This window comes from Sphingomonas sp. OK281 (assembly GCF_900115295.1).
GTDB lineage: Bacteria > Pseudomonadota > Alphaproteobacteria > Sphingomonadales > Sphingomonadaceae > Sphingomonas.
Genome location: NZ_FOVZ01000012.1, coordinates 38101 through 64165 on the forward strand (window position 1 = coordinate 38101; position 26065 = coordinate 64165).

Here is a 26065-nt window from a genome sequence, read left to right on the forward strand (position 1 = left end):
ACTCATGACCCCGGGTCACGACCCCCGTCTACTTCGCGCGGTCGCCCATCGGCACGGCGTGGCGGCGCTCGTGGCCGATGGTATGCGCGCAGCCGGTCTCGCGGTGCCGCCGGGGATCGATCGCATTGCACGTGCCCGTGCCCGTGCCGCTCTTATTCAGTTGCGCGATACCATCGCGCTCGACCGGTTGCTGGGGGAAGCAGGCGTCGCGATGCTGACGCTGAAGGGCGTCGGGTTGGCGCAGCGATTACATGGTGGCGTGGCGCTCCGCGAGTCTGCGGACATCGACATCGCCGTCGCCCCGGATCAGGTCGATCGAGCATGGGCGGCGTTGGCGGCTGCGGGGTACGTCCGCGAGCGGCCCGTGGCATCGCTCCCCGCTACGGTCCTTCGCCGCTACATCCGCGTGACGAAGGACAGTCTGCATCGGCGCGATGTGGACGGGACGATCGTCGAACTCCACTGGCGTTTGTCCGACGCGACGACAGATGCTGCGATCCCGCCCGAAGCGGACTGGCAGTGTCAAGCGGTCCTCCCGGGGGTGGCGTTGCGCACTTTGGCCGACGACGCGGTGTTCGCCTATCTCTGCGTTCACGGTGCGGCGCATCTATGGGCGCGGCTGAAATGGCTTGCGGATGTCGCCACGCTAGTCCGCGCCGCGCCTGATCACGGAGCGGCGTGGTGGGTGGCGGCGCAGGCGCGGGGGGACGCGCGGGCAGTGGCCTCAGGCCTGCTGCTCGCGCACGAATTCCTCGCGCTCCCGTTTCCGCCCGGTTTCGCGCCACCCCGTTCGGTACGGCTGCGGGTGCTGGTCGCGCTGGGCAGCCGGGTATTGCGGGCAGGAGACGGCACACGCGAACTGGCGACGACGCGCTGGCGCGGCTGGGCGGAATTCGCCGCCAGCCTGTTGCTCGCGCCGGACGGACGGGTCCGGGCACGGGTGATCAGGAGGCTGCTCGTTTCCGGCGAGGACATCGCCGACATGCCTTTACCAACCCTGCTGTCGCCACTGTATGTCGTGCTGCGAGTTCCGCTGCTGCTACTTCGTCGGCGAGCGCGCCGGCAGAAGCGGCTCAGCGCGAACCATGGCCAGTCAGCATCGTCTTGATCGTGCGGACGACGATAAGCATGTCGATCCAGAAATTGAACCTGCTGATGTAGAAGAAGTCATAGCTAAGCTTGGCCAGTACGTCCTGCACGCTTGTGACGTGCCCCTGAGTCACCTGTGCCCAACCCGACAAGCCGGGACGCACGATGTGGCGATAGCGGTAGAAGGGAATCTCGGCCTCGTACCATTCGGCCAGCACGGCCGCTTCGGGACGTGGGCCGATCCAGCTCATCTGCCCGAGAGCGATGTTCAGGATCTGCGGCACTTCGTCAATACGCAGCCGGCGCAGGTGCCGGCCGAGGCGGGTGATGCGCGGATCATCCGTCAGGGTCATCGCGTCGGCCCGTATTCCTTCTGCCACGCACGGCGCACGGTGGACCATCGTGCGGAATTTCCACACTCGGAACGGCTGTCCACGATAGCCTATCCGCAACTGACGAAAAAAGGCGGGGCCGGGAGAATCCAGCCGCACCGCCAGCGCGCAGAGGGCGAGGACCGGCAGCAGCGGCAACAGCAGCGCAAGCGCGATCAAGCGGTCGGCGACGCTCTTTATCCCCAGGTAGGTCGGATCTGGTAGTAGCGAGCCGAATACGTTTTCCGACAGGCGATCGACCTGCACACGCCCGGTCAAGGACTCGCGCAACTGCCGGTAATGGACGACGGTAACGCCACCCAGCGCGCACTCGGCGAGGAAGCGTTCCCATTCGGCGGCATGATCATGATCGAAATCGGCTGCCACCGTTGTGCAGCCGGGAGGGAGCGCGGGAGCGCAGAGTAGCCGCCACGCGATGCTGTCGATCGCGAACAGGCTGTCGGTCTCGCCGATGGGAACGACGGCGATCGCCATGCGCGGCCCGCGCTGCAACTTGAAGTAGACGATGTAGAACCAGATGAGTGCCAGTCCGAAACTGGCCAGTAGCAGCGGGCGGCTGTAGTTCAGCCGGGTCATGAACAGGATCGCGACGGCGACGGCGAAGGTCGAGGAGAAGACCGGCAGCACGTAATAGCTAGCGCGAATACCTGGAAAACCGACTAAGCCGCGGAACAGCCAGCGGCCCAACGCTATCGCTAGTAGGCTGCTGACCAGCGATACCGCGAACAGCGGAAGGCGCAGCAGCAGAGGTTCAATCGCTGCGGCGATCGCGAATGGCGGCAGGATCGCGAACAGGATCGCGCCGCCGAGCTGAACGGTGCCGCGCTGCCAGAAGGCAATACGCGGCCGACTAAACCGATCGGCGGCGGCTCCGCTACAAAGTCCAGCGTCGAGCATGGGCGAATGCGGGCGAGGGAGGGACGATATTTTTCAGGTCGCCGAACACGCCGCCGTCACGAACCAGCGCGGCCAGCCGTTCGGGCGACAGCGCGTGATATTCGTCGTGCGGGACCGCGAGGAAGACAATGTCGTAGGTGCTTTCGGGTAGCGAATCGAGGAGATCGATGCCGTATTCGGCCCTGGCTTCGGCGCAATCCGCGCGAGGATCGTGCACCTCGACCCGGTGTCCGTGGTCGCGCAGCCGGGCAATGACGTCGACGACCTTGCTGTTGCGAAGGTCCGCGACGTTTTCCTTGAAAGTCAGTCCCAGCACCAGTGCGCGCGCCGGAGCCGCTACCGTGTCGCACAACCGGTCGGCGACCCAGTGCGCCATCGCATCGTTGGTCGTCCGTCCGGCAAGAATAACGGTAGGCGAATGGCCCAGAGCTTCGGCGCAATGGCTGAGATAATACGGGTCGACACCGATACAGTGGCCACCGACCAGGCCGGGCTGGAACGGCAGAAAATTCCATTTGGTCCGCGCCGCCGCCAGAACGTCCCACACCGACAGGTCGAGCCGCGACATGATCTGTGCGACTTCGTTGACGAAGGCGATGTTGATGTCGCGTTGCGCATTCTCGATGACCTTGGCCGCTTCGGCGACCCGGATCGATACGGCGGGATAGGTGCCCGCGTCCGTGACCTTGTCGTACAGCGCGCACAGTCGTGCGGTAACCTCGGGCGTCTCGCCCGCCACGACCTTGGTGATGCGATCGACGCTGTGCACGCGGTCGCCGGGATTGATACGTTCGGGCGAATAGCCGAGAAAGAAATCGCGCCCGCGCACCAGTCCCGATACCTGCGTCAGCACCGCACCGCATTCGTCCTCGGTCACGCCGGGATAGACCGTGCTCTCATACACGACGATCGGTAGCCGCGCCGGATCGAGCATTCGCGCAACAGCGGCGCTGGCGGCGAACAACAGTGACAGGTCGGGTCGGTTGTCTGCATCCACCGGGGTGGGCACCGTCACGATGTAGATGTCGGCACCATTGCCCAACGCGGGGTCGTCGGTGACGGTCAGCCCCGACGCGGCCAGCACGTCGGGCGCGACTTCGCCACTGTGATCGTGTCCGGTTCGCAGCGCCGCCACGCGCCGGATGTCGCAATCCAAGCCGATCGTCGGGAAATGCGTCGCCAGCCGCACGGCGAGCGGCAGACCGACATACCCCAATCCGACGACGACGACGCGAGTTTCACCGGCGGCCCCGACATGAGTCTCCGGCTTAATCATGATCGTATGATGGCATCGAAATACAAATGACGCAAAACCGCGAACAGATACCACCCTGTCAAGATGTGCCCCCCCCAAATCGCACCCGAAAGCACAATTGCGCTATTGGCTAGCGGACGTCACCTGGCCGCGCAAGGCATCACCGATGACTGCACGATAGCTTGTAATAACTTTATGTTCGGCGAAACGTGCGAGAACATCGCGTCGTGCGGCAACCCCCATCGCCACGCGCGCACCGTCGTCGCTCGCGAGCATCTCGCGCATCGCCCGGGCCAGATCGGTGGCATCGCGCGCACGGCACAGCAGGCCCGTTTCGCGGTCTCGCACCACATCGCGGCATCCCGGCACGTCGGTTGCGATCGTAGGCCGGGCCATTGCCGCAGCCTCCAGCAGCACGCGCGACGTACCTTCCCGATACGACGGCAGCACGACGCAATCGGCCTGCGCCAGAAAAGGGCGCACGTCATCGGCCACGCCGAGATAGTCGATCAATCCTTCCGCGACCCAGCCCTCCAGCGTGGCGCGATCGATGGCGGTGCGATTGGCAACGTCGAGGAAGCCCAGGATCTGGAATCGGACGGCTGGGTGCGTCACCCGGATCGTACGCGCCGCCTCGATGAATTCGAACACCCCCTTGTCGCGGATCAGCCGCGCGACAAGCAGGAAGCGAAAGACGCCGTCGGTCGTCTGGCCATAATGTGCGGGGTCGAACGCGACGCCGTCGATGCCCGATCCAGGTAGCAGGGCCGTCTGTCGTTCACGCACCAGACCGCGCCCGACGAACACCTCACGATCCGCCGCGTTCTGGAAAAATACCGTCGCCGACCGTCGTAGCCCGATGCGGTACAATACGCCCACGACACGCATCAACCATCCTGCGCCTAGGAATGCCGTGCCGAGGCCCGAGATGTTGTTGATCGCGGGGACGCCGGCAAACGCCGCGGCGATCGATCCATATATGTTGGGCTTGATCGTCCAGCCCAGATAGACGTCGGGCTGTTCGTGGCGAAACAACGCCCGGTAGTGCGCTAGCAGCCGCAGGTCCGCGAACGGCGAGATGCCCGCGCTGTCCATCGGCAAAGTCACGACCCGTGCACCGAGCGCTTCAATACCCGCCAATGCGCCGTCGTCGCCGACCGCCGCGATCACTTCATGCCCGTCGGCGATCAACGCACGTACCAGCCCGGCGCGGAAATTGACGACGTTCCACGCGGCGTTGATCGACATCAGCACTCTAGGCAAATGCCGTCCTCCAGCGGATAGAAGCGATAGGGCAGCCAGTAGTCGACGTTCACCGCGAAATTGAGCCACACGAAAAAAGCCAGCGCGTAAAGTGCAAGAATGGTCACGACGATCAGCCTCCGCTGCTTGTCTGTCGTGGCAATCGCATCGGGCAGATGAGCATAGACGAAACACTGGATCGGCAGCAGGTACAGCGCCAGCCGGTCAACCACGGTCGATGACGGAAAGACGAACAGCAGGACCAGCGCCGAAATCGCCGCCGCCGACAATGCCATCCATACGCTGCGCTCAGGCCCTTCGACAGTGAGCCGTTCACGAAAGATAAGCAGCAATGCGCCGGGCACGGCCGTCAGTATCAGCCTGATTGCAGCACCTGACGACGCCATTTCCGCATCGACGTAATTTGTCAGGAGGTCGCCGCGCGTCGCTGCGATGCTGTATCCCAGCAATAGCGCAACGGAGAGACCGAGCACGACCCGGACCACGATGTTTCGGTTGGTGACCATCACGGCCAGCGGCAGCAGGATCAGCGCGGTCGAATGGAACGCCGCTCCGGCCAGCACCCACAGCGAATAGCGCGCGACGCGTCCATCGCGCAGGGACGCCAAAGCCAACAGCAGGAACGACACAGCGATCCCCTGCCGGATGTAGCCCATGCCCATCACGACGATCAAATACGGGACCGCGACCGACAGGCACAGCCACGGTCGCGGCTGGTCGAAACAGAAGCGCGCCAGCGCCAGTGCCATCACCACTCCGCTGAAACAGGTGATGAGCAGCATTCCCATCTGCGACCGGGCCGCGAAGCCAGTTAACACCGTGAACCCCGGATCGGACAGCGGCGACAGCGGCACCGGACTCCACAGCGCCCGTTCGACCATGCGCTCGTAATTGAACCAGTCGCCCCCGGTCTGCCAGCGCAGCCCGATCAGTGCGGCGATCGCGGCGATCGCGAACACCCATGCGAAGCCGATGCGCCGCGCGTCGGGCCGTTCGACCATTGCCATCGCCGCCGGGAAGGCGAACAGGAGCCAGTAGACGATCATCCGCGCGCCGTGGCCCATGCCCGGTACATCAGAATCCCCCATAGCGAAGCGGTCCAGTCGTGCGTACCCGCGACATGCTGGGCCCAGCGCGCGCGGATCGGCGCGGGATCGAGCACCCCGTCGTCGCTCAGCGACGCGGGCGACAACAGCTCCTCCGCCCAGTCGCGCAGGTCGCCGCGAAGCCATGCCCCGACCGGTACCGCGAACCCTGCCTTGGGCCGTTCGATCAGTGCGCGCGGGACGTGGCGGTAGAGCACTTGCCGCAACAGCCACTTGCCATGTCCATCGCGCTTCTTGAGCGACAGCGGCGTCGCCCATGCCAGTTCGACGACACGATGGTCGAGCATCGGCACACGTACTTCGAGGCTGGCCGACATGCTCGCCCGGTCGACCTTGGTCAGGATATCGTCGGGCAGGTATCGCGTGAGGTCGCGCTGCATCATCTGTTCCTCGGGCGTGGCACGCAGAACCGGCCACGGGTCATCGCCGCGCGGAATGGCCGCGCGCAGCGGAATGCCGTCCAGCCATTCCTCGCTCGACGTGCGGTGGATGTCGGCGGGGCCGAGCGCGCTGCCGATCATCCCCGCGATCTTGGCGAGCTTGGCCCCCAGCATTGGAACCGCGCGCGGCCCAACCCGTCCGATCGCGTCCCAGCGCGATGGCGGCAGTGCGCGGATCGCCCGCGCAGCCGCGTGGCGCAACGGTTGAGGTAGGCGCGATAGCGTGTCCCACATGCTGCGGGACACCAGATACCGGTTGTACCCGCAGAACAGTTCATCGCCTCCGTCCCCCGACAAAGCGACCGTCACGGACGCGCGCGTCATCCGGCTGAGCAGTACCGTTGGCAATTGCGACGAGTCGGCGAAGGGTTCGTCATAGATAGCCGGCAGATCGGGAATGACCCTGAGCACCTCGTCGGCGGTGACATGTAGTTCGTGATGATCGGTTCCGAGATGCGCGGCGACCGCGCGAGCATGCGGCGCCTCGTCATAGGCGAGATCGCCGAAGCCGATCGTGAAGGTACGTATAGGACGGGAAGATGCCTGCGCCATCAGCGCGACGACGGTCGAGGAGTCGACTCCGCCCGATAAAAACGCGCCGTACGGCGTGTCGGCCACCATCTGTCGCGCCACCACGGTGCGCAGCTCGGCCTCGAGACGGTCAACCGCCGCGACCGGAGAAAGGTCGTCGGTACCGCGCGCGATCACCCGGTCGAGTGACCAGTACCGTGACACCTTGATTCCGTCAGGCGTAGGCATGTCGCACTCGGGCGGGGTCGCGGGCGCGGCGGCGCGTCCCGACGAGTCGATGGTGACGATCGTCGCCGGCGCCACCTTGAACACCCCCGTAAAGATCGACCAGGGCGCGGGCACGCAATTATGGCGCAGATAGCGCGCGAGCGCTCCCGGATCGACGGGGTTAGCGAACCTAGGTACCTTGCGCAACGCCTTGAGTTCGGACGCGAAGACCAGCCGTCCGTCGCTCCAGCCGTAATAAAGCGGCTTTTCCCCCATCCGGTCTCGCGCTAGCGACAGTCTGCGGGTCGCGCGGTCCCACAAAGCAAGCGCGAACATGCCGGTCGCGCGCTCCAGCGCGGCGGCCAGTCCCCAGCGCGCGATGGCGTGGACCAGCGTTTCGGTATCCGACGTGCCGCGCCAATCGCCGCCCAGATCGCGGCGAAGATCGCCGTGATTGTAGATCTCGCCATTGAAGACCAGCACATAGCGTCCGCAAGGCGATCGCATGGGCTGATGTCCCGCACTCGACAGATCTAGTATCGCGAGCCGCCGATGCGAGAGCGCAACCCCGGTATCCGGATCGGCCCATACCCCCGAGTCGTCGGGGCCGCGATGGGCGATCGCATCGGCCATGGCGCGGGCGATAGTCGCCTGATCGCCGCCTTGCGCCCAAATCCCGGCCAGCCCACACATTTTTCGCTTCCCACCCCGCCCCTGTCGCGACAAAGCCGTGGCAACAGGCAAAAGTCCAGCACCGACTGTTGTCGAAGCATGGGAGGGCGATCATGTCCGGGGTGGCGCGGATCAAGGCGGCGGTACGCGACGGACTGCCCACGGCATGGCAGGTGCCTGCAAAATACTGGCACGCACGCTTGAGCCGTACGCTGGAACCCGAAATGGCGATGTTGCCGCATTTGGTGCCGCGCGGCAGCCGGGCGATCGATGTCGGTGGCAACTATGGGGCCTACGCGGTGGCGCTGGCCGGGCTTGGTGCGCGGGTCGAGGTGTTTGAGCCGCATCCGGCCTGCCTGCGCGCGCTCGGCGCATGGGCACGGGGCCGCGCGCGGGTGACGATTCATCCCTATGCGCTGTCCGATCAAGTCGGCGAGGCGGAGCTCGCGATTCCGGTCGAGGCGGATGGGACCGAACACGACGCCGCCGGATCGATCGCTGCCAGCGTGAATGCGGGCGTGGTACGGACACACCGCGTGGCGCTTCGCACGCTCGACGCCTTCGCCTTCCCCGATGCTGCGTTGGTCAAGATCGACGTGGAAGGGCACGAAGCGGCGGTGATCGAAGGCGCTCTGGCGACGATAGCCGCCAGCCGCCCCGCGCTTCTGGTCGAGATCGAACAACGTCATCGTGCCGATCCGATCGCCACCAGCTTCGCGCGGATCGAGGCGCTCGGTTATGGCGGCTGGTTTCTCCGCGACGGCACGCTGGTCCCGGTCGCGCGGTTCGATGCCGCCGTCCACCAGCGGGCCGACGCGCTGGGGCAGGGCGGCTATCACAACAACTTCCTGTTCCTATCGCGTGACCGGCCCTATCCGGGGCTACCGCGGGCATGAAGCCGCTGACCATCGCGGTGGTGACGCCGCGCTATGCCGTGTCGGGGGTGCCGCTCGCGCAGTGGCGGTTTGCCGCCGCCCTGGCGCAGGCGGGGCACCACGTCGACCTCATCATCGGCAATTGCGACTCCGACCTGACCGTACCGCCCGCGCCGGGCGTCGCCGTTCGCATCCTCGACAAGCCACAGGTGCGCGGCATGTTCGCGCCCCTGTGTCGTTACCTGCGCCGGGTCCGGCCCGATGTTGTGTTTTCCGCCGAGGATCACCTCAATACTTTTCTCGTCGCCGCCGCGATCGTGACGCGGTCGCGCGTGAAGATCAGCGGATCGTCGCGGGTCACGCCGTTCGACACCTATTCGAACCGGCCCTTTACCAAGCGGTGGGTGCTGAAATGGGCGGCGCGCGCGGTCGCGTGGCGTGCCGATGCGCTGACCTGCGTGTCGCAGGACATGGTCGAGCAATACCGCACGGTGTTCGGCCCCGCGACCGCGCATGTGTGCGTCTACAACATCGTCGACCAGCCCGAGGCACGCGCGCGGGCCGCCGAACCGGTCGACGATCCGTGGTTCCTCGACCGGTCGGTCCCGCTGGTGGTAGCGGCGGGGACGCTGGCCCCGTGGAAGGGGTTCGCCGACCTGATCGCGGCGATAGCGGTGCTGCGCGACCAGGGCAGCGCGGCGCGGCTGGTCATTCTCGGCGAAGGGCCATCGCGCGCCGAGCTGGAGGCGCTGGTCTCCACGTACAACCTAGGCGAACGGGTGCGGCTTCCAGGACGGGTCGCCAACCCGCTCAAGTACTTCGCGCACAGCGACGTGTTCGCGCTGTCGTCGCATGTCGAAGGAATGCCCAACGTGCTGGTCGAGGCGATGCTGGCGGGATGCACTCCGGTCGCCACCGATTGCCCCACCGGCCCGCGCGAATTGTTGCAGGGGGGGCGTTACGGCTATCTGGTCCCGGTTGCCGATCCGTCGGCGCTGGCCGCCGGGATCCTCGCCGCGCTCGACCGGCCGATCGCGCCGGCAGTCCTTGCCGAGGCGGTGGTGCCGTTCGAGCAGCACAGCGTGATCGCGCGCCATTTCGAGCTGATCGGGCAATAGCGGCGATGCGGGTCGGGTTGGACGCCACCTGTTTCGACGATCGCCCATCGGGCGCGAACCAGCGTTTCCGCGAACTCTATGGCGCGCTGATCCGTACGACGCCAGACGTCGAATACGTTGTGTACGAACCCGTCGAGCACCGTATCGGCGCATGGTTCGCCGACTGCGGCAACGTGACGATCCGCCGTACGTCGGTGCCGGGGGCGGGGCGGTTGAAGCGCATGGTGGCGGGCATGCGCTACTGGCCGAGCGCGTTGCGCCGCGATGCGCTCGACCTGTTCGAAGGCTTCAGCCTGCCGATGGTGCACGCGCATTGCCCGACGCTGCTTACCATACACGATCTGCGCCCGTTGCGCGCTGACCGGCCGCTGGCTGAAAGGCTGGTCGGGCGGCCGGTCCTGCGCCATGGTTTCTCAAACGCGACGCGGGTGATCGCGGTGTCGCGCACGGTCGCCGACGAGATCGCCGCCTTCCGCCCCCGTACTCCGGTGGAGGTGATCCATAACGGTGTCGACGTTGCCCGGTTCGTGCCGGCGCCGTCCCCGCCCGATCTGCCTCGTCTGCCCGACCGCTTCCTCCTGGCGGTCGGGCATATCGAGACGCGCAAGAACCTGGAAACGTTGGTCCGTGCGGTGGCGGTGCTGCGCGACCGAGGACAAGCGTGTCCGCTCCGGATCGTCGGGAATGACGGCGGCGCGATCGGGGCGGTTGCCGCGCTGATCGACGAACTGGGTGTCGGCGATCTCGTCCGCATCGTCCACGGCGCCAACGACGCCATGGTCCAGGCGCTCTATGCGGCGTGCACCATGGTCGTGGTGCCCTCCACCTATGAAGGCTTCGGCATCGCGGTGATAGAGGCGATGGCGAGTCGCCGGCCGGTCGTCACCAGTGATATCGCGGTGTTCCGCGAATTGAGTCAGGGACAGGGGCGCGACTTTGCTCGCTGCGACCCGTACGCCGCCGCCGCCGCGATCGAGCGGGTGTGGTCCGATCCAGCGGAGGCGGCGCGTCTGGTCGCGTTCGGCGATCGTCGGGTGCGCGACTTCGCCTTCCCTACGCTCGCGGGCCAGTTGGCTGCGCTGCACCGGCGGATGACGTCATAATCGCAGCCAGTCCCACGCGCGCCGCTTCGGGGCTATGGAAGCGGTCGAACAGTTCGCGCATCGCCGGGTCGAACGGCGGCGGGTTGTCGGCCAACGTCGTCGCGATCGCCGCGACGAACCCGTCGACATCGCTAGCAACGCGGCTGGCTGCGATCACCGCTGAGGCATAGCCGGTGAACGCTTCGGGGGTGCCTACCACCCGCTTTCCGTGCATCAGCGCTTCGGCGACCTTGGTCTTCATGCCCGATCCGTCGAAGATCGGTGCGATGACCAGCCGCGCGTCGCGATACCATGGAGCCAGATCATCGACCGCGCCGACCACATCCACCCCGGCCAGCGGCGGCAGGTCGCGCCCTACGACGACGGTGCGCACCCTGATCCGTGGCGCGACATGGCGTGCGAACCACGCGGCTCCGGCGCGATTGGCGTAGAACCCGCCGCCTACGAACAGTACGAAGTTGCCGCCGGGGTCCCGCGGTCCGGCCGCGACCGGACGATCGATCATCACCAGCGGTAGGATCGCGTCGGCGCTGCGCCCGTACCAGCGTCGCAGCAACTCGCCATCACGGACGTTGAGGCATACGATCGTGTCGCTGTACCGCGTTGCCCAGCGTTCTGCCCGCCAATTGGCGGCGAGGACGCCCGCTGCTCGCACGTTAGGTCGGTCGCGCAACGCCCCGACGAAGAAGCGTGCCTCGACATTGTGGAAGAAGGTGACGATCCGCACGTCGACGTTGGCGCGTCGCACCGCCCGCGCAACCGCCCCCAGATTAGATCCGTCGAGGAACAATTGTGCGATCCCGCGCCTGCGGATCAGGTCGACGATGCATGACAGGCTGGCGGTGCTCACCCCGTTGATATGGCCGTAAGCCACAGCGGCCAGCGGGCCGGACGCGGCCCCTTCGAGGCGATAGGTCAGGAGGTCGTCCCCGAACAGGTCGCGGAGCGCGGCGCGGTGTGCGCTAGCCAGCATCGCCCGCCCGCCGGGCGGGGCGTCGTCGGCCAGGGGACTGACCAGCAGGACGGGGCGGTCGCGCATTGCCTCTCTATCGCCCGGGACCGGCGGTGCCGCAATCGCTAGCGTGGCCCCGGCAGCTCCGGCATGATGCGGAGTCATGACCGCTCCCCGCTTCTCCGTTGTCGTGCCACTGTACGACAAGGCCACGACAATCCTAGCCACGCTGACCTCTGTATGTGCGCAGACGTGGCCGGCGACCGAGATTGTGGTGGTCGACGACGGATCGCGCGATGGAGGCGATGTGTTGGTGGCAGCGCTCGACGAGCCGCGCATCCGCCTGATCCGGCAAGCCAATGGCGGGCCGGCTGCCGCGCGCAACGCCGGGGTCGGGGCGGCTCGGGGCGACTGGGTGGCGCTGATCGATGGCGACGATCTGTGGCATGGCGAGCATCTCGCTACTTTGGCAGCGGTGATTGCCGCCGTTCCCGACGCGGCGCTCGTGGCCACGGCGTCGCGCATGATCGCGCCCGGCGATGCCGTCCCCGACCTGCCGCGGCATTCCGTCACGTCTCGCCGTATCGATTTCTTCCGCGACTATGGCCCCGACCTGCTCAACGCTTCCAGTGTGGCGGTACGCCGCGATGTCTGGCTGAACGTCGGCGGCATGCCGCCGGTGCCGTCGGGTGAGGACATGGCGTTCTGGATCACGCTTGCCGTCGATCACGCGATGGCGGTCAGCGACCGGCCGACGTCCTGCTATGTGCGCGGCGATGGGATCATGGCGCGCGAACAGGCGGCACGGCTTGCGGGCCGGACGATGCCGGTATCGCCGGTGTTCGCCGCGGTCGACCGGGCGGTGGCGTCCATCGCCGACCCTACGCGGCTGGCGGCAGCGCGGGCGTTCGGCGATCGTACGCGGCTGCAATATGCGCGAAGCGAGCTTTATGCGGGCCGTCCTGCGGATGCACGGCGGCTGCTGGCCGGGGTCGCGCGGCGGCGGGGCGGGGCCTACGTCGCCTATCGCCTGCTCGCACTATTGCCAGGCCCCGTGTTGCGCGCAGGCATGCAGTGGCGACGGCGATGATCGCTTAGCGGGCCAGCTCCCATGCGTGCGCGCCCAGCCCCAGCCGGCGTGCAACGACGATGGATCCGGTGCGGGTCAAGTGCTTGCCCTCGACCCACAGAGGCCGTCCCGCCCATGCGGTCGGGCAGATGCCGTCGCTGCGGCATAGACCGGGGGCAAGCTGTACGACCGGAGTGCCGTCGCGAGCGAAGCGCGCCATCAGCGCCGCCAACCAGTCGCTCCCCGCCAGCCGGTTCGCCGGGGTGATCGCGCAATCCGTCGGCGCGCCGGCCAGCAGCAGGTGGTGGACCCGTCGTTCCTGACACTGGCCGACATCGAACGCCGACTGGGGCGGGGCGGCGACCAGCACCACCCGTTTGCCCATCCGCCGCACCCGTGCCACCATATCGCGCTGCGCCGCCGCCAACTGGTCTGCATTGGGCGGCTTCAACGATCCGTCGCGGCGCAGCACTCGGACGCCAGGCCAGGTATAACGCAGATACGATCCCGACAACATTACGACCTCGACGGACGGGGTATGCGCGAGCCATGACAGCACGCTGTCGCCGAACGCGATGCAGCCGCGCGCCACTGCGACGCTCGCCTGCATGTCGACGGGCGCGAGGCCCGGCAGCGGTGGACACCCGCCCTTGCTTGCCTGGGCAAAGGCAACGTCTGTCGTCGCCTGCAATCCGGGGACCAGATGCTGCGAGAAACTGTCGCCCCACAGCAGCAGGCGCGGGGCCGGTCCGGTCCGGCACGCCGGATCGAAGGTGGTCCGGGATCCATCGCACGCCGCGCCGGGCAGGCCGGTCACGGGCTGAAGGTCGACGCGCGCGATGGCATTGCCGGTCAGGCGCGGCGCGAGTGCGCCGGTGACGGCGATTATTGCCGATCCGGCGATCAGCGCCGCCCACCACCACCGCGACAGCGGCAGGCGCAGGCAGGGCCGCTCGACCAGTCCATGCAGTACCGCGCCGACGCCGATCCCAGCGGTGCAAAGCAGGATCGCAACCCATGCGGGCGGCGAATTGCCAAGCCAAATCGCGTGCGCGAACGCAATTGGTGGCCAGTGGACCAGATAGATCGCGTAGGACCGATCGCCCAGCCATCCCGCCACCGCTCCGCGCGGCCCGATCGGGCGCGCGGCTGCCAGCAACCCCGCAGTCGCCGCACAGGCAGGTAATGTCAGCCAGTAGGCCGCCGCCGTCGGAAGCGCCATAAACGGCACAGTGAGCACTATCGCCGCCAGGCCCGGGGCGGTGCGATACGCTAAGCGCTGCACTCTTCCGCGTACCGGCATACAGGCGACGAGCGACCCGATCCCAAGTTCCCACGCCCGCGTGGGCAACAGGTAGAAGGCTGCGCCCGGCGACCACGGATAGAGCCACAGAAACGCCGCGAGGCTGGCCAGCGTAACCGCCGCTACCATGGCTGGCCACCAGCGATGGGGCACGAGCAGCAACGTGACGGGCAGCAGCAGGTAATATTGCTCCTCCACCGCCAGCGACCAGAAATGCAGCAACGGCTCCAACGCGGCCGAGTCGTGGAAGTAATTGATCTGTCGCCACAGCGCGACGTTGGTCGAGAAGGTCAGCGCACCGACCAACTGCTGCCAGAACCGCGCCTGTGCGGTCGGCGTCAGCAGTAACGCTGCCGCCAGCGTCGTCGCTAGCAGCGTGACGAAGGCGGCGGGCCACAACCGACGGATGCGTCGCTGATAGAAGCGCCCGATCCGCAACGTTCCTGCATTGCGTTCGCGCACGACATTGCCGGTGATGAGATAGCCCGACACGACGAAGAAAATGTCGACGCCGACGAACCCTGATGGCGCAATGCCCAACCCAGTGTGGAACAGCACGACGAACAGCACCGCCCAGCCGCGCAGGGCCTGGATATCGTCGCGCCACCCGCTGGCGGTCACGACGCTCCCGCGCCGCCGCCGACGATCGCATCATAACTGCCGCTAGCGACGATCCGACCGGCCTGCAACCGAACGATCCGATCGCATCCGCGCAGCGTCGTCACGCGGTGCGCAATCGAGATCACGGTCAGGTCGCGCGAGAGCCGGTTGATGGCCGCCATCACCGCCGCCTCGGTCTCGTCGTCCAGTGCGCTGGTTGCCTCGTCGAGGACAAGCACTGACGCTCGCTTGTACAACGCGCGCGCGATGCCGATCCTCTGACGCTGCCCGCCCGACAGGCGGATGCCGCGTTCGCCGACCAGCGTGTCGTAGCCTTGCGGCAAAGTCGCTATATGATCGGTCAATTCGGCTCCGCGCGCAGCATCGCGCACCCGGTCCATTTCGATATCGGCCGGGTCACGGCCGAAGGCGATATTCGCGGCGATGCTGGCATCTGCGAGGAAGATCGCCTGCGGGACATGCGCGATCTGTTGCTGCCATGACGGGCGGGCGGCGGCGTCCAGCACGCGCCCATCGATCCTTATCATGCCGTCACCTGGTTCAAGCAGGCCCATGATCATATCAGCCAGCGTGCTCTTGCCGCTGCCCGACTTGCCGATCAGTCCGATCCGCGTGCCCCGCGGAATCGACAGCATGACGTCGGCCAGCGCCGCCGCCTCGCCGGTCGGATAGTGATATCCCAGTCCATCCAAGACGATCGCGTCGGCAAAGGGCGGCAGTGGCAACGCTGCGGGTTCCGGCGGAGCGGGCATCTCCAGCATGTCGGCGATGCCGTTCAGAGCGCCGCGATTGCCATAGATCTGCGACCAGCTGAAATAGACCTGCTGGATCAGCGGTAGCAGCCTCTGCGCGCCCAATGCCAGCGCGCCCAGCATCGGGAGCGCGGCCACGACACCGCCCGGCTGGGTGCTGACGTACAACGCCAGCGCGGCGACCAGCACCACCGCGCCGGCCTCCACGACATAGCGCGGGGCGGCGGCAATGAACTGGTTGGTCGCCTGCGCTTCGCGGAAGCGTGCGTCGATCGCGGCGAACTTGGCCGCGAAGATCCCCTGCGACCTATCGAGCAGCACGTCGCGAATGCCGCCCAACCCTTCCTGCAACGTCTGAACCCGCTGTTGCAGCGCCGCGGCAATGATGTCGCCGTTTTGATATAGCTTGCGTCGGGTCAGGATGCTGACGGTCGCGTAAAGCGCGACGAAGCAGGCCGCGGCGATCAGCGATGTCGCCGGGTCTACCCACACTAGCGCCACTAGCACGAATAGCGCGACGATCGCCGCCGTGAGGCCCGCCATGGCCGGCAACAGGACGTTGCCCAGCACATACTGCACTTTCTCGATGCCGGAGATGGTCTGGCTGGTGTTGCGCTGGACGTGGAAGCTGTACGGCTGATGCAGAGTACGTTCGTAGATGTGCGTCGCCAGGTCGTGCGCGATCGCGAACACGACATGCTGGCTGGCGCGGGTCAGGAGCAGCCGTAGCGCTCCTGCCGCCACCGCGACCGTGACCAGCAGGCCCGCCGATACCGCGACGGTCCCGATACCCATCGCCGCGCCGAACCGCGCCACCGCGCGCACGACCGCGCCATAGCGTCCGCCCTCACCGCCGGTCACCACGACCAGGAACGGCAGCACCGCGCCGATCGTCGCTAGTTCGGCGAAAGCGCCGACCACCATCAGGGCGATGGTGCCGCCCAGTTGCTGACGGCGCCGCGCGGACAGATGGACGTAGATGCGTCTTGCCGCGGTCAGTGCGCTGCGGTCGGTTGCGGTCATGCGCGGATCAGCTGCACATCGGCGATCGTCGCGTTGACGACTCCGGTGTCACCGGGCGTTGCAACGACGCGCAGCCACGCCGCGCCGCATCTCGCCGGGATGGTCGCGTCCACCGCATCACCGCCGGCCGGCAGTGCCACCAACGGCGACTCGTCATGCGCACACGACAGGCGGACCTCGATGTCGCCCGTCGCTCGCGCCGACAGGCGGTAGCGGCCTGCTCCGGGCACCAGTTGCTGGGCGGCCGTCGCCGGCGTTTCGCCACGATAGGCGACTGTCAGTCCGTCACGGCCGGTCTGCGCTTGCATGCCGGCCACGTCCGGCGCGCTCCAATCGAAGGGCGTATCGGCAAGTGGGCGTCGGAACATCGGGTCGTGGACCGGCCCTGCCTCGCGCGCCGTGGTGGGGCGGGCAGCCTGCCATAGCGTCTCCGCTTCGGCGTACGCCCCAGCACGAACCGCCGCCAGCACCACTACGCGTCGTTCGCGAGCGCGCGACGCAGGATCGGCTGGCGGGGGTAGCGAGGCGAGTAGGTGCACCAGCAGGACCGGGTCAACATTTGCCGTAGCTTGCATCGCGAAGAATGATTCACGCCAGTCGGGATCGCGGGCCAACGCCGCACGCACTGGCTCGCGCATTTCAGGTGATGCCGCCATCGCCGAGACCAGCGCGAAGATCGCTGGACGTGTACCGGGCCGTAGGCGCAGCGCCGGGCCGACTTCCGCCAGCGCGGCGTTGCCCTGTCCGGTGCGGACATAATGGTCGAGCAGCCAATAGCGGGCGATCCCGGCGCGCGGATCGCGGGCGCGGGCCGCCTCCATCAACGCCTGCGCCCGGTCGGCCGCGCCGTCGGCGCTGGCCGCCAGTCCGGCGAGGATCAGCGGTGCGGCGTCGCGCGGCGCGCGTCGCAGCGCGGCGGCGGTCTGCGCGCGCGCGACGGCATCCACAGTGCCGCCTGCCTGTACGATGCGCATCTGTGCCGCATTGGCCAGCGCAGCCGCCCCAGCCGGCGCGAACACCAACGCCAACCGGGGCCGGTCTTCCGCCAACAGCGCCAGCGCCGTTGCTCGCACCGTCGCCCAACCGAGCAGCAGGAGTCCGAGCACGATCGCAATCCGCATCCTCGTGGTACGCACCACGGGCGCGGCATCGCTCACGGTGCGATGTCCAGCATCGGCGTCTTCGACCCTTCGCCATAGGTCGCTCCGTAGCCGTAGCCATAGCCGTAACCGTCGCCATACCCGGCGGCCTTGGGATTATACTTCGTCAGCGTCACTCCGACGATGCGCGTGCCCGACGCGACCAGCCGGCTGAGAGCGCCAAGCGCGATCGCGCGGCGGATCGATCCCGCCTCGATCACCATCACCGTCGCTTCGCAGATCGATCCCAAGACCGGTGCATCGGCCAGCCCCAGCACCGGCGGCGCATCGACCACCACCACGCCGAACCGGTCGACCGCATCGTGCAGGATCGCGCGGATCCGACTGGTCGCCAGCAATTCGGCCGGGTTGGGCGGCACCGTGCCGCTGGGCAGCAGGTACAGGTTTGGCGTGTTGGTCTGCACCACATGACCGGCGATGCTCTCGTTGCTGATGAGCAGTCGCGACAAGCCTATGTCGCTGCCCGTCTTCGCCATGAAAGACGGTTTGCGCAGGTCGGCGTCGATCAGCAACACCTGTACCCCGGTTCGTGCAAGGTTCTGCGCCAGCGCCAGCGAAGTGCTTGATTTACCTTCCGCAGCGCGCGAACTCGTCACCAGCAGCGAACGCGGCAGGCTGCCGCTGTCGGTGAACTGCAGCGCGGTCATGATGGAATAGTAGGCTTCGGCAACCGACGAACGCGGCGAAGCCAATTCGTCGCGGATCGTCTTGCCCTTCGCCAGTTTCGGTACGACGCCCAGTAGCGGCAGGTTGAGCTTGGCCGCGACGTCCTCCGGCGTCTTGATCGTATCGTCGATGAATTCGATCACGAAGGCGATGCCGAGGCCCAAGACAAGCCCGGCGATCAGTCCGACCGCCAGATTGCGGATGGGGCTGGGCCGGAAAGGGCTGGCGGGCTGGATAGCCGCGTCGACGACCCCGGCCTGACTTTCGCCCAGACCACCGGCCACGCCCACTTCCTTGAAGCGCTGTAGCAGCGCGTCGTACAAAGTGCGGTTCGTCTCCACCTCGCGTTGCAGGATGGTGTATCCAATGCCTCGCCCGCGCAGGTCGAGGACGTTCGAGCGCAACGCGCTCACCTGTCCGCGCAACTCCGCCTCTCGTCCCAGCGCCGCCAGATAGGCGGAACGTAGCGACGACGACACTTCGCCCGTCTCGCGCCGCAGCGAGATGTCGATTTCCTGGATCCTGTTTCGCAGCGCCACCATGTCGGGGAAATCGGGTTTGAACGTGGCTAGCCGTTCGCGATAATCCGCTTCCAGCTTGGCACGTTCTGCACGCAGCGCCTGGACGGTCGGGTTAAGCAGCGCGTCGCTGGACGACCCGTTCGTCGCCGCCTGACGATAGCGTTGTTCGGCGGAGATGCGCTCGCCGATCGCCGACGACAACACGCCGTTGATCGCGACCAGCGATTGTGAACTCAGCGAATCGCCCGTCGCCGAGGTCGGCCCGTCACCGCCACCCCGCGCGCCGCCCTGTCCGCCACTGTCGAGCTGCACTATGCCCTTCTGCTGGGCATAGGCGACCAGTTCGCGCTCGCTCGCCTCGAGCCGCTGCTTGGTCGCGTTCAGCCGGTTCTGCAGGAAGTTGCGGGCATAGGCGGTCGCCTCGAATCGTCGATCGGCGTTGGCCGCCATGAACCCGGTCGTAAACCCGTTGACGATCAGTGTCGCGCGAGCCGGATCGGGATCGGTATAGCTTAGCTGCACCAGGTTGCTGCCCCGGACCGGCGTGACGTCGAGATTGGCCGTCAATCGACCGACCGCTGCCCTTGTGCGCTTCGCCGGATCGGGGGCGGTTCCGGCAAATGCCGGATCGCTGGCCAACTTCAGTGCAGTCGCCACCCGTTCAGCGAGTGAGCGGCTGCGCAGCAGGCCGTATTGCGTCTGCAGAAATTGGTCCTCGCTGCGAAGCTTGGGCATGACGCCTCGGTTATTGCCCATCACCTCCAGCGGGGTAGTGTTGATCTCCAGCGTGGCGGACGCGCGATAGATGCGGGTGGACAGCATCGTGACCGCTACGGCCGTGGCGATGCCGAGCAACACTGTGCCAAGGATGAGCCATTTCCATTTGACGACTACGCGCAGAAGGTCGGCGAGATCGAACTGAGGGATCACGCGCGGTTTGGCGTCGGTGCGAGTTATAGTCACCACGGGCCGTCCCAGCGTTGCTGGATTGCCCCCATCAGTCATCCGACTGGGCAGCGTGCTCCCGCCGCGATCATCGTTCTCGGCCATTTCCGCCACCCTCTTCCCGCAGGGCGGTCCCCCGCCCATCGCTGGCCGTTGCCCTTTACGACTGCCTAGCTCAAATCAAAGGTCGCCGACAACTGCCGCGAGGGGCGGGAACGATGATGTTTCTTCGCCACAGCCGGCGGTTGCCCGGTGGCAAGCGCGGCGGCGAAGGCGGCGACCGTGGCAAGCGCGGCGGTGCGAAGCGGATAGTCCACGACGCTGTGGACCAAGACTATCGCCACTACCATTAGCGCGGCGCGCACGACCGGATTGCCCGCCCATCCGGTGCGTACCCGCAAGCCCCACCATCCCCATGCCGCGCCGATCAAAAGCAGGCCGACCAAACCGTGATCGAGGAGCAGTTCGGCATAGTCGGAGTGCGCGTGGTTGACGAACGCAGGTGAGGCAAGCGCCGCATCGGTATACGCCGGATATATCGTAGGAAAGCTGCCCCCTCCCGCCCCGAACGGCAGATGGTCGATTGCGGCGGCGAAAGTGCGCGGTATCGTAACGCCGCGCCTTTGTTCAGCGCCTGCAACGACATCCGACGACCCTTGCCAAAACGCGCAGATGCTTGCCGCCGACACAAGGAGCACGGCTGCGACCAATGACCATCGCGTTGCTTGCCGCGTTAAGTGGCCTCTTATGGCGCGGATCAACATGGGCGTCAGCACGACTGCCAGCAGTAGCAGGCCAGCATCGGATCCGGTCAGGATCACGCCGCCCGCCAGCACCGCCACGCCTAAAAACGCCAGGGCGCTACGCCGGGGCCCATGGTGCTCGATCGACGCGCCAAGCATCGCGATCGCACAGAGCAGGAACGTAGCTAGGTGATTGCGGTTGGCAAACGGCCCGACCGCCTTCCCGGGATTTGTCAGGTTGTAAGGGTAGAACACGGACCCGGCTCCGGCGAGGACCTGCACCACGCCCAGCAACGCGGCGCCGATAGCAAGAGTGACCAGCGTTCCGATTGCGATCCGGCGTGCCCGTTCGGTCGTTACAAGCGTCAGGGTCGCCATGGCTGCGGGTGGCAGCAGGGCGAGCATCGAGGCAATGGTTGCGTCAGGTGCCAGCGACAATGGCTCCCAGCCGGGTATCGATCCAGCTGCTGCGAACACTCCGACAACGACGCCACGACCTGGTAGGCGCGTCCAGATTTCGGGAGGGAGTGGCAGGGATTGCAGCAGAAACCACGCCCCGAATAACGCCAATCCCATCACCAGCGCTCGGGCTGCGGGGACCAAAGGCAGGCGTCGTGTTACACCTACGTAGCCGAGGATGAGGATCGCAGCCAACTGCAAGAAACCGTTAGCTATCGCCCCCGCGGCACTGGCACCACCCAGCAATACGCATAGCGTCAGAAAAATGGCGGGCAGGCCATCCTGCGGCTTCACCCGCGTCAATCCCTATTACAACCGGCGTGGTCAGCTTATGGACTGGAGGGGGCGCCACTCTTGCCGCTGACGGCTGCCACGACACCGAGCGACGCGGCGGCGATCGCGCCTAATAAGACCGGCCAACTGCGACTGAAATATCCACCTTGGGTATCACCTGTCACCGAGCAGGCAATGGGGGTTCCATCGGCCGCGCGGCACTGGTTGCCCGACCGGGGCTGCTCGTCCGCCGGAATAGCCAGTGCCGTACGGTTCGTCGCTATACCAGCAACAGCACCGGGCGCTGCCGTGGCGGCCGATGCCTGACCGACCAGTGCCATCGCCGCGATCATCGAGATCTTCATCTTGCTTGCCATGACCCACTCCCTTATGCCTTCCGGCACTGGAGACCTCCAGCTCGCCGTGGCACATGAACTCCGTCAAGAATCAGCCGCGTGGATGGTTCCCTGTCGGTTTGAATGAACCTAACGTATCCGCCGTTATCGCGCAATGCCAGCCGCCGGGATCAGAACGGGCGGAAAATCGAGACGAACGGCAGCGATTGCAGCACCGATTTCATCGCTGCGCTTGTTCGCGAACCATCGACGACGATAACATCCTCTGCATAGATCGTCGGATCGGGTTCTTCGCCCTTTCGGATCGTCGACAGGTCGAACGCGGCCGCCATCCTTTGTCCGTTGACGCGCCGAAACACGACTACGCGGCGAGAGTTGGCACCCTCCGCCGTGCCGCGCGCCATGGCGATTGCAGTAATAAGCGTGCTGCCCGCCTGCACCGGATACAGACCGGGCTGCGTTACCGAACCATCAACCGTGATCGTCTTCTGGACGGCGCTCTTGAGCGACACCGCCACCTGCGGATCGTTCAGATACCGGGTGCCCAGTTGGCGTTTCAGATCAGCTTCCAGTTCGCTAGTCGTACGCCCCGCTGCAGGCACAAGCCCCAGCAACGGCAAGTTGACTCGTCCCGCCGTGTCGATCGTCTGGTCGCCAGACATGCTGTCGACCCGAAACACACGGATCGACACCACGTCACCGCTTCCCATCCGGTAGTCTGTGGTCAAGGTCGGTAGCGGGGCGGCGTCGGGTGCAACGAAACCCGCCGGATTGTACGGGATATCCCCGCCTCGCTGGCCCGCGCAGCCAGCCAGCATGAGGATCGTCGTACCGGTTCCTAACCATCTCAAGCCCATGGACATCCGTGATTCCTCCGCATTGGCTGCATCTACCATGGCATCACCAAGGTTGCCCGTCAGGCGATATGGCCGTCATCGCCCTGTATAGTCGCGATACCATTGTACGAAACGTGGCACGCCGACGGCGATCGGCGTCGTCGGCGCAAAGCCCAGATCGCGGCTGATCGCACTGATGTCGGCAGAGGTGCTGGGCACGTCGCCAGGCTGGATCGGCTGATAGTCCCTTATAGCTTTCATCCCGAGAGCGTCCTCGATCGTCGTTATCAGCGTTTCCAGTTCCTCGGGGCGGTTGTTGCCGATATTGTACAGGCGATGCGGGGACACGCTCCCCCCCGCTTTCCGCTCGCCATCATCCGCAGGCGGGTTATCGAGCGCGGCCACAATGCCAGAGACGATATCGTCGATGTAGGTGAAGTCGCGGACCATGCGGCCGCCATTGAACACGGTGATCGGCCGGTTTTCGAGGATCGCGTCGGTAAACAGCCACATTGCCATATCGGGCCGTCCCCAAGGACCGTAGACAGTGAAGAAGCGTAGTCCGGTCTGAGGAATGCTATAGAGATGCGCGTAGGTCTCGCTCATCAGTTCGTCGGCGCGCTTGGTCGCCGCGTAGAGCGAAAGCGGTGAATCCACACGGTCCTCGACCCGGAACGGTTGCGAACGGTTGGCACCGTATACCGACGACGACGAGGCGTAGACGAGCGGAACGCCCGGCCGATCGCGCGCCACCTCGAGGATGTTGAGGTGCCCTGCTAAATTAGCGCGGACGTACTTGCGCGGCTCGATCATCGAATATCGTACCCCCGCCTGTGCGGCGAGATGCACGATGCCCGTAATTCCGGTTGTTGCCAACGCCGCATCGAGCGCGTGCTCGTCCGCGATGTCCGCTTCTCGGAAGGTGAAGCGGTCGCCATGTGGCGACGCCTTGATCGATGCCAGTCTGGCATGCTTTAGTTCAACGTCGTAATATGGTTCGAAACTGTCGATCCCGATCACATCACGTCCGTCATCGACTAACCGGCGAACGACATGCGAGCCGATGAACCCGGCTGCCCCAGTTACTACGACGCTCAAAACACCTCTCCATCTCGCATTAAAGACCTCGACGAGTTAACGAGCTTGTTGGCACACGAAACCCCCGTTACGCAACGGATGGTCGAGCGCGTAAACGCCGATACCGGCGGATTGCGGAAGCTTCACGATCTCAACTGCGATGCCATGCTTGGCGGCGGCAGGGGCATACTGCTCAACCGTATGGCCCTGATCGGCCCGACCCGCGTCGATTGCTAGGTCAGCCTGTGCCTATGGGGGGCAATCACGGTATTCGTAGTCGATCGGATGAGCGTCGGCGATCGTGGCATGTTTGACGACTGGTTCGCGGCAGCTATCAGATCAACGTCAGTCAGATCGAGGCTGTCGATCCACCATTTGGCGTCAGTGACCCGAAGGCATGCGTTACAGTCGGCGTCGCTGTTTGAGTTGGTTAGCGCTGCGAGCCGCTTGGTCCTGATCGTCGACGTCCAGCCGATTTGCCGATCGGTGCCGGTTAGCGGTGGAAGAGCAAGGTGTGAGACAGCTGCGCTGCTTAACGCTGCCGCGGCGACTTCCTCAGCCCGCTTTTCTGCAACGAAGCAGTCTCGACAAGTCGTCGTCTTCAGCCACTTGGCTTTGCGGTCCTTCTGGCTGTCGTAGCCTGTGAGATAATGGCCCTGCTCATGACCGCAGGCGTGAATGATCTGTTGTTCCATGGCTAGGATGATGGCTGTTCGTGGTTTGTGCGCAACGGCAATGAGTCAGGTTGAATCAGAATTGCGCCCAGTGGCTGACGACTGAGCTAGGAGTTCTTGACCGGCTAAGCTGGCGCAACGCCGTTGGCGTTTACGAGATCTGGGCCAACCAATGTACCAATGAGCCGGACGCGCTTTTCTACCAGATCTACGGGGGTACGATGCAATTCCAGCTCGTAGCGGCCACCGACATCGCGGCGAAGATAGAAGGCTCCGCCCTCGCGGACCAAAGTGCCTATCTCATTGATCCGGGTTCCAATCGCTACCATCGCTGCGCCGTCGCTCCATTATGATCGTGAAAAGTTGCGGGAGATGGTTGGGTGTAACCGACGTGCCTCGGTAGGCCCCCGATGATTCCGCTAATCCGTTCCCAAGCGGTCTTCATAGACTGATGTTCCGCCGCGCCATTTCAAGGAATGCCACATCCCGATTGGTGAGCGGGGTTCGGCTTTGAAGATGTCGGCCAAATCGAGCAGATCCTCGTTAGAAAGGTCCGCGATCGAGGCTTCGATCTCGGCAAGGCGCCGCACGGCGTGATCGCCGCGATCGGCGACCCGCTTCATTCTTGTCTTGAGCATATGGCCTTCTATCATAACCATCGTGGGGGCGGCAGGGGCATTTACGACGGGTTGGCTGAGATCATTCGGCCAAAACGCCCGCTATCTGCAGGTGAAAAAAACGTCTTTAATGGAGAAACGCACCGCGTTCTGGCGACGGATCCCGAAGCGGCCGGAACGTATAGTTTTGACTGTAAATGGCGTAATTAAGGTGCATGCGGACTGTCTGCATTTACGGCAAAACTGGTGGATAGCGGCCGTCCGTTATCGGACGGCGATCGGTATAAACGGACGTTCATTTAGGAAGTGGGGTAAGGCTCAAAGAACCGCTTCGCTTAGAAAGCAAAATGAGCACTTCGGAGTAGTAGCCTGAGATAAGTAGACGATTGTTGCCGATCACCGCGCACGCTTGTCCGTTTTTCAGTTGATCGGCACGCCACCGGTGACAGCGATCACGGCGCCAGTCATGTAGCTTCCCTCCGGAGACGCCAGCAGGACATAGGCCGGCGCGAGCTCGGCAGGCTGACCCGCGCGTCCCAGAGGCGTATCCTGACCAAGCTTCTCCAGTTCCTCCGGCGATTTCGCGATCGGCTGGATCGGCGTCCAGATCGGGCCGGGCGCCACCGCGTTGACCCGGATGCCTTGGCCAACGAGGAGGTTGGACAGCCCCACGGTCAGGCTGGATATTGCGCCTTTGGTCGCGGCGTAGACGATCATGCTCTTTGTCGCGACCTTGGCCTGCTCGCTGGTGGTGTTCACGATCGCGGATCCTGGCTTCATATGCGGCGCCGCAGCCTTCGCCAGACGGATCATCGCGAACACGTTGGCTGCGAACGCACCTTGCATCTCGTCGTCGTCGATGCTGTCCAGATCCTCGTTCATCGTCTGCGCCGCGGCATTGTTGACCAAAATGTCGATCCCGCCAAGGTCGCCCACGGTGCGCTCGACCAGCGTGACGCAGTGATCCCGGTCGCAAATGTCGCCCGGCAGCAATACGCATCGCTGTCCCGCCTTTTCCACCCAGGCGCGTGTATCTTCGGCGTCCTCCTGCTCGACGGCGAGATACGAGA

General features: G+C 65.5%; 24 protein-coding genes. 6 read left to right on the forward strand and 18 right to left on the reverse strand.

Going from position 1 to position 26065, the window contains the following annotated elements; translation table 11 throughout:
* The first annotated feature begins 4 nt into the window (after positions 1-4).
* Complete coding sequence (locus tag BM244_RS22125) at positions 5-1108, forward strand: nucleotidyltransferase family protein (protein ID WP_302847316.1); 1104 nt, start codon at positions 5-7, stop codon at positions 1106-1108.
* Here BM244_RS22125 and BM244_RS22130 read toward each other — a convergent pair.
* The 5 genes from BM244_RS22130 to asnB form a co-directional block, all read right to left on the reverse strand.
* Positions 1074-2378, reverse strand: a complete 1305-nt coding sequence (locus tag BM244_RS22130) for a sugar transferase (RefSeq protein WP_093401079.1) — start codon at positions 2376-2378, stop codon at positions 1074-1076. The genes BM244_RS22125 and BM244_RS22130 overlap by 35 nt on opposite strands.
* On the reverse strand, positions 2356-3654 hold the full coding sequence (locus tag BM244_RS22135) for a nucleotide sugar dehydrogenase (RefSeq protein ID WP_093401080.1): 1299 nt from the start codon (positions 3652-3654) through the stop codon (positions 2356-2358). Before BM244_RS22135 ends, BM244_RS22130 begins: the two co-directional genes overlap by 23 nt.
* 102 nt (positions 3655-3756) lie before the next feature.
* Entirely contained in the window at positions 3757-4881 is a 1125-nt protein-coding gene (locus BM244_RS22140; protein ID WP_093401100.1) for a glycosyltransferase family 4 protein, read from the reverse strand.
* Complete coding sequence (locus BM244_RS22145) at positions 4881-5960, reverse strand: EpsG family protein (protein ID WP_175518371.1); 1080 nt, start codon at positions 5958-5960, stop codon at positions 4881-4883. The genes BM244_RS22140 and BM244_RS22145 overlap by 1 nt, the downstream gene beginning before the upstream one ends.
* Positions 5939-7873 (reverse strand): asparagine synthase (glutamine-hydrolyzing), encoded by a 1935-nt coding sequence (asnB, locus tag BM244_RS22150; RefSeq protein ID WP_093401082.1) that lies wholly within the window; start codon positions 7871-7873, stop codon positions 5939-5941. The genes BM244_RS22145 and asnB overlap by 22 nt, the downstream gene beginning before the upstream one ends.
* Positions 7874-7965: 92 nt before the next feature.
* Here asnB and BM244_RS22155 point away from each other — a divergent pair, with 92 nt between their 5' ends.
* From BM244_RS22155 to BM244_RS22165, 3 genes are read left to right on the forward strand one after another with little or no spacing between them, the layout of a single operon-like run.
* Entirely contained in the window at positions 7966-8748 is a 783-nt protein-coding gene (locus BM244_RS22155) for an FkbM family methyltransferase (protein ID WP_093401083.1), read from the forward strand.
* Positions 8745-9845 carry a glycosyltransferase gene (locus tag BM244_RS22160; protein WP_093401084.1) on the forward strand — a complete coding sequence of 367 codons (1101 nt, stop codon included), beginning with the start codon at positions 8745-8747 and terminating at the stop codon, positions 9843-9845. The genes BM244_RS22155 and BM244_RS22160 overlap by 4 nt, the downstream gene beginning before the upstream one ends.
* Before the next feature lie 5 nt (positions 9846-9850).
* On the forward strand, positions 9851-10948 hold the full coding sequence (locus tag BM244_RS22165) for a glycosyltransferase family 4 protein (protein ID WP_093401085.1): 1098 nt from the start codon (positions 9851-9853) through the stop codon (positions 10946-10948).
* Here the strand turns inward: BM244_RS22165 and BM244_RS22170 are convergent.
* Positions 10899-11987 (reverse strand): glycosyltransferase family 4 protein, encoded by a 1089-nt coding sequence (locus tag BM244_RS22170; protein ID WP_139227088.1) that lies wholly within the window; start codon positions 11985-11987, stop codon positions 10899-10901. The genes BM244_RS22165 and BM244_RS22170 overlap by 50 nt on opposite strands.
* A 76-nt stretch (positions 11988-12063) precedes the next feature.
* Between BM244_RS22170 and BM244_RS22175 the strand changes: the two genes are divergently transcribed.
* Positions 12064-12990: a glycosyltransferase family 2 protein gene (locus BM244_RS22175; RefSeq protein ID WP_093401087.1), complete on the forward strand. Its 927-nt coding sequence runs from the start codon at positions 12064-12066 to the stop codon at positions 12988-12990.
* 4 nt (positions 12991-12994) lie between these two features.
* On the opposite strand, the gene BM244_RS22180 is transcribed toward BM244_RS22175, so the two are convergent.
* From BM244_RS22180 to BM244_RS22210, 8 genes are all read right to left on the reverse strand, one after another.
* Positions 12995-14893 (reverse strand): acyltransferase family protein, encoded by a 1899-nt coding sequence (locus BM244_RS22180; RefSeq protein WP_093401088.1) that lies wholly within the window; start codon positions 14891-14893, stop codon positions 12995-12997.
* On the reverse strand, positions 14890-16668 hold the full coding sequence (locus tag BM244_RS22185) for an ABC transporter ATP-binding protein (protein ID WP_217649201.1): 1779 nt from the start codon (positions 16666-16668) through the stop codon (positions 14890-14892). Before BM244_RS22185 ends, BM244_RS22180 begins: the two co-directional genes overlap by 4 nt.
* Entirely contained in the window at positions 16665-17807 is a 1143-nt protein-coding gene (locus BM244_RS22190) for a tetratricopeptide repeat protein (RefSeq protein WP_175518372.1), read from the reverse strand. The genes BM244_RS22185 and BM244_RS22190 overlap by 4 nt, the downstream gene beginning before the upstream one ends.
* A 14-nt stretch (positions 17808-17821) precedes the next feature.
* The gene (locus BM244_RS22195) at positions 17822-20065 is read right to left on the reverse strand and encodes a GumC family protein (RefSeq protein ID WP_175518373.1); all 2244 of its coding nucleotides are present in this window, start codon (positions 20063-20065) and stop codon (positions 17822-17824) included.
* A 65-nt stretch (positions 20066-20130) separates the two neighbouring features.
* The gene (locus tag BM244_RS22200; protein ID WP_139227090.1) at positions 20131-21456 is read right to left on the reverse strand and encodes an O-antigen ligase family protein; all 1326 of its coding nucleotides are present in this window, start codon (positions 21454-21456) and stop codon (positions 20131-20133) included.
* 35 nt (positions 21457-21491) lie between these two features.
* Complete coding sequence (locus BM244_RS22945) at positions 21492-21812, reverse strand: hypothetical protein (protein WP_139227092.1); 321 nt, start codon at positions 21810-21812, stop codon at positions 21492-21494.
* 149 nt (positions 21813-21961) lie between these two features.
* The gene (locus tag BM244_RS22205; RefSeq protein ID WP_093401092.1) at positions 21962-22687 is read right to left on the reverse strand and encodes a polysaccharide biosynthesis/export family protein; all 726 of its coding nucleotides are present in this window, start codon (positions 22685-22687) and stop codon (positions 21962-21964) included.
* A 36-nt stretch (positions 22688-22723) separates the two neighbouring features.
* The gene (locus BM244_RS22210; protein WP_093401093.1) at positions 22724-23725 is read right to left on the reverse strand and encodes an NAD-dependent epimerase/dehydratase family protein; all 1002 of its coding nucleotides are present in this window, start codon (positions 23723-23725) and stop codon (positions 22724-22726) included.
* 48 nt (positions 23726-23773) lie between these two features.
* Here BM244_RS22210 and BM244_RS23335 point away from each other — a divergent pair, with 48 nt between their 5' ends.
* Positions 23774-23941 carry a hypothetical protein gene (locus tag BM244_RS23335; RefSeq protein ID WP_175518374.1) on the forward strand — a complete coding sequence of 56 codons (168 nt, stop codon included), beginning with the start codon at positions 23774-23776 and terminating at the stop codon, positions 23939-23941.
* Here BM244_RS23335 and BM244_RS23340 read toward each other — a convergent pair.
* The 4 genes from BM244_RS23340 to BM244_RS22230 form a co-directional block, all read right to left on the reverse strand.
* Complete coding sequence (locus tag BM244_RS23340; RefSeq protein WP_093401094.1) at positions 23938-24399, reverse strand: hypothetical protein; 462 nt, start codon at positions 24397-24399, stop codon at positions 23938-23940. The two genes, BM244_RS23335 and BM244_RS23340, sit on opposite strands and share 4 nt — an antisense overlap.
* Before the next feature lie 104 nt (positions 24400-24503).
* Positions 24504-24707: a DUF5818 domain-containing protein gene (locus BM244_RS23715; RefSeq protein ID WP_093401095.1), complete on the reverse strand. Its 204-nt coding sequence runs from the start codon at positions 24705-24707 to the stop codon at positions 24504-24506.
* Positions 24708-24797: 90 nt separating this feature from the next.
* Positions 24798-25001, reverse strand: a complete 204-nt coding sequence (locus BM244_RS22225; protein WP_254784764.1) for a hypothetical protein — start codon at positions 24999-25001, stop codon at positions 24798-24800.
* Between the two features lie 414 nt (positions 25002-25415).
* Positions 25416-26065, reverse strand: a 650-nt coding sequence (locus tag BM244_RS22230; protein WP_093401096.1) for an SDR family oxidoreductase, incomplete at its 5' end; no start/stop codon positions are given.

Bases quoted from the DNA above. Each gene is read 5' to 3' on its own strand.
- BM244_RS22140 (WP_093401100.1), bottom strand. From the start codon at position 4,881: ATGTCGATCAACGCCGCGTGGAACGTCGTCAATTTCCGCGCCGGGCTG.
- BM244_RS22130 (WP_093401079.1), bottom strand. From the start codon at position 2,378: ATGCTCGACGCTGGACTTTGTAGCGGAGCCGCCGCCGATCGGTTTAGT.
- BM244_RS22945 (WP_139227092.1), bottom strand. From the start codon at position 21,812: ATGGCAAGCAAGATGAAGATCTCGATGATCGCGGCGATGGCACTGGTC.
- BM244_RS23340 (WP_093401094.1), bottom strand. From the start codon at position 24,399: ATGGAACAACAGATCATTCACGCCTGCGGTCATGAGCAGGGCCATTAT.
- BM244_RS22170 (WP_139227088.1), bottom strand. From the start codon at position 11,987: ATGCGCGACCGCCCCGTCCTGCTGGTCAGTCCCCTGGCCGACGACGCC.
- BM244_RS22145 (WP_175518371.1), bottom strand. From the start codon at position 5,960: ATGGGCCACGGCGCGCGGATGATCGTCTACTGGCTCCTGTTCGCCTTC.
- BM244_RS22155 (WP_093401083.1), top strand. From the start codon at position 7,966: ATGTCCGGGGTGGCGCGGATCAAGGCGGCGGTACGCGACGGACTGCCC.
- BM244_RS22205 (WP_093401092.1), bottom strand. From the start codon at position 22,687: ATGGTAGATGCAGCCAATGCGGAGGAATCACGGATGTCCATGGGCTTG.
- BM244_RS22195 (WP_175518373.1), bottom strand. From the start codon at position 20,065: ATGGCCGAGAACGATGATCGCGGCGGGAGCACGCTGCCCAGTCGGATG.
- BM244_RS22160 (WP_093401084.1), top strand. From the start codon at position 8,745: ATGAAGCCGCTGACCATCGCGGTGGTGACGCCGCGCTATGCCGTGTCG.
- BM244_RS22125 (WP_302847316.1), top strand. From the start codon at position 5: ATGACCCCGGGTCACGACCCCCGTCTACTTCGCGCGGTCGCCCATCGG.
- asnB (WP_093401082.1), bottom strand. From the start codon at position 7,873: ATGTGTGGGCTGGCCGGGATTTGGGCGCAAGGCGGCGATCAGGCGACT.
- BM244_RS22175 (WP_093401087.1), top strand. From the start codon at position 12,064: ATGACCGCTCCCCGCTTCTCCGTTGTCGTGCCACTGTACGACAAGGCC.
- BM244_RS22225 (WP_254784764.1), bottom strand. From the start codon at position 25,001: ATGAAGCGGGTCGCCGATCGCGGCGATCACGCCGTGCGGCGCCTTGCC.
- BM244_RS22135 (WP_093401080.1), bottom strand. From the start codon at position 3,654: ATGATTAAGCCGGAGACTCATGTCGGGGCCGCCGGTGAAACTCGCGTC.
- BM244_RS22165 (WP_093401085.1), top strand. From the start codon at position 9,851: ATGCGGGTCGGGTTGGACGCCACCTGTTTCGACGATCGCCCATCGGGC.
- BM244_RS22185 (WP_217649201.1), bottom strand. From the start codon at position 16,668: ATGACCGCAACCGACCGCAGCGCACTGACCGCGGCAAGACGCATCTAC.
- BM244_RS23715 (WP_093401095.1), bottom strand. From the start codon at position 24,707: ATGGTAGCGATTGGAACCCGGATCAATGAGATAGGCACTTTGGTCCGC.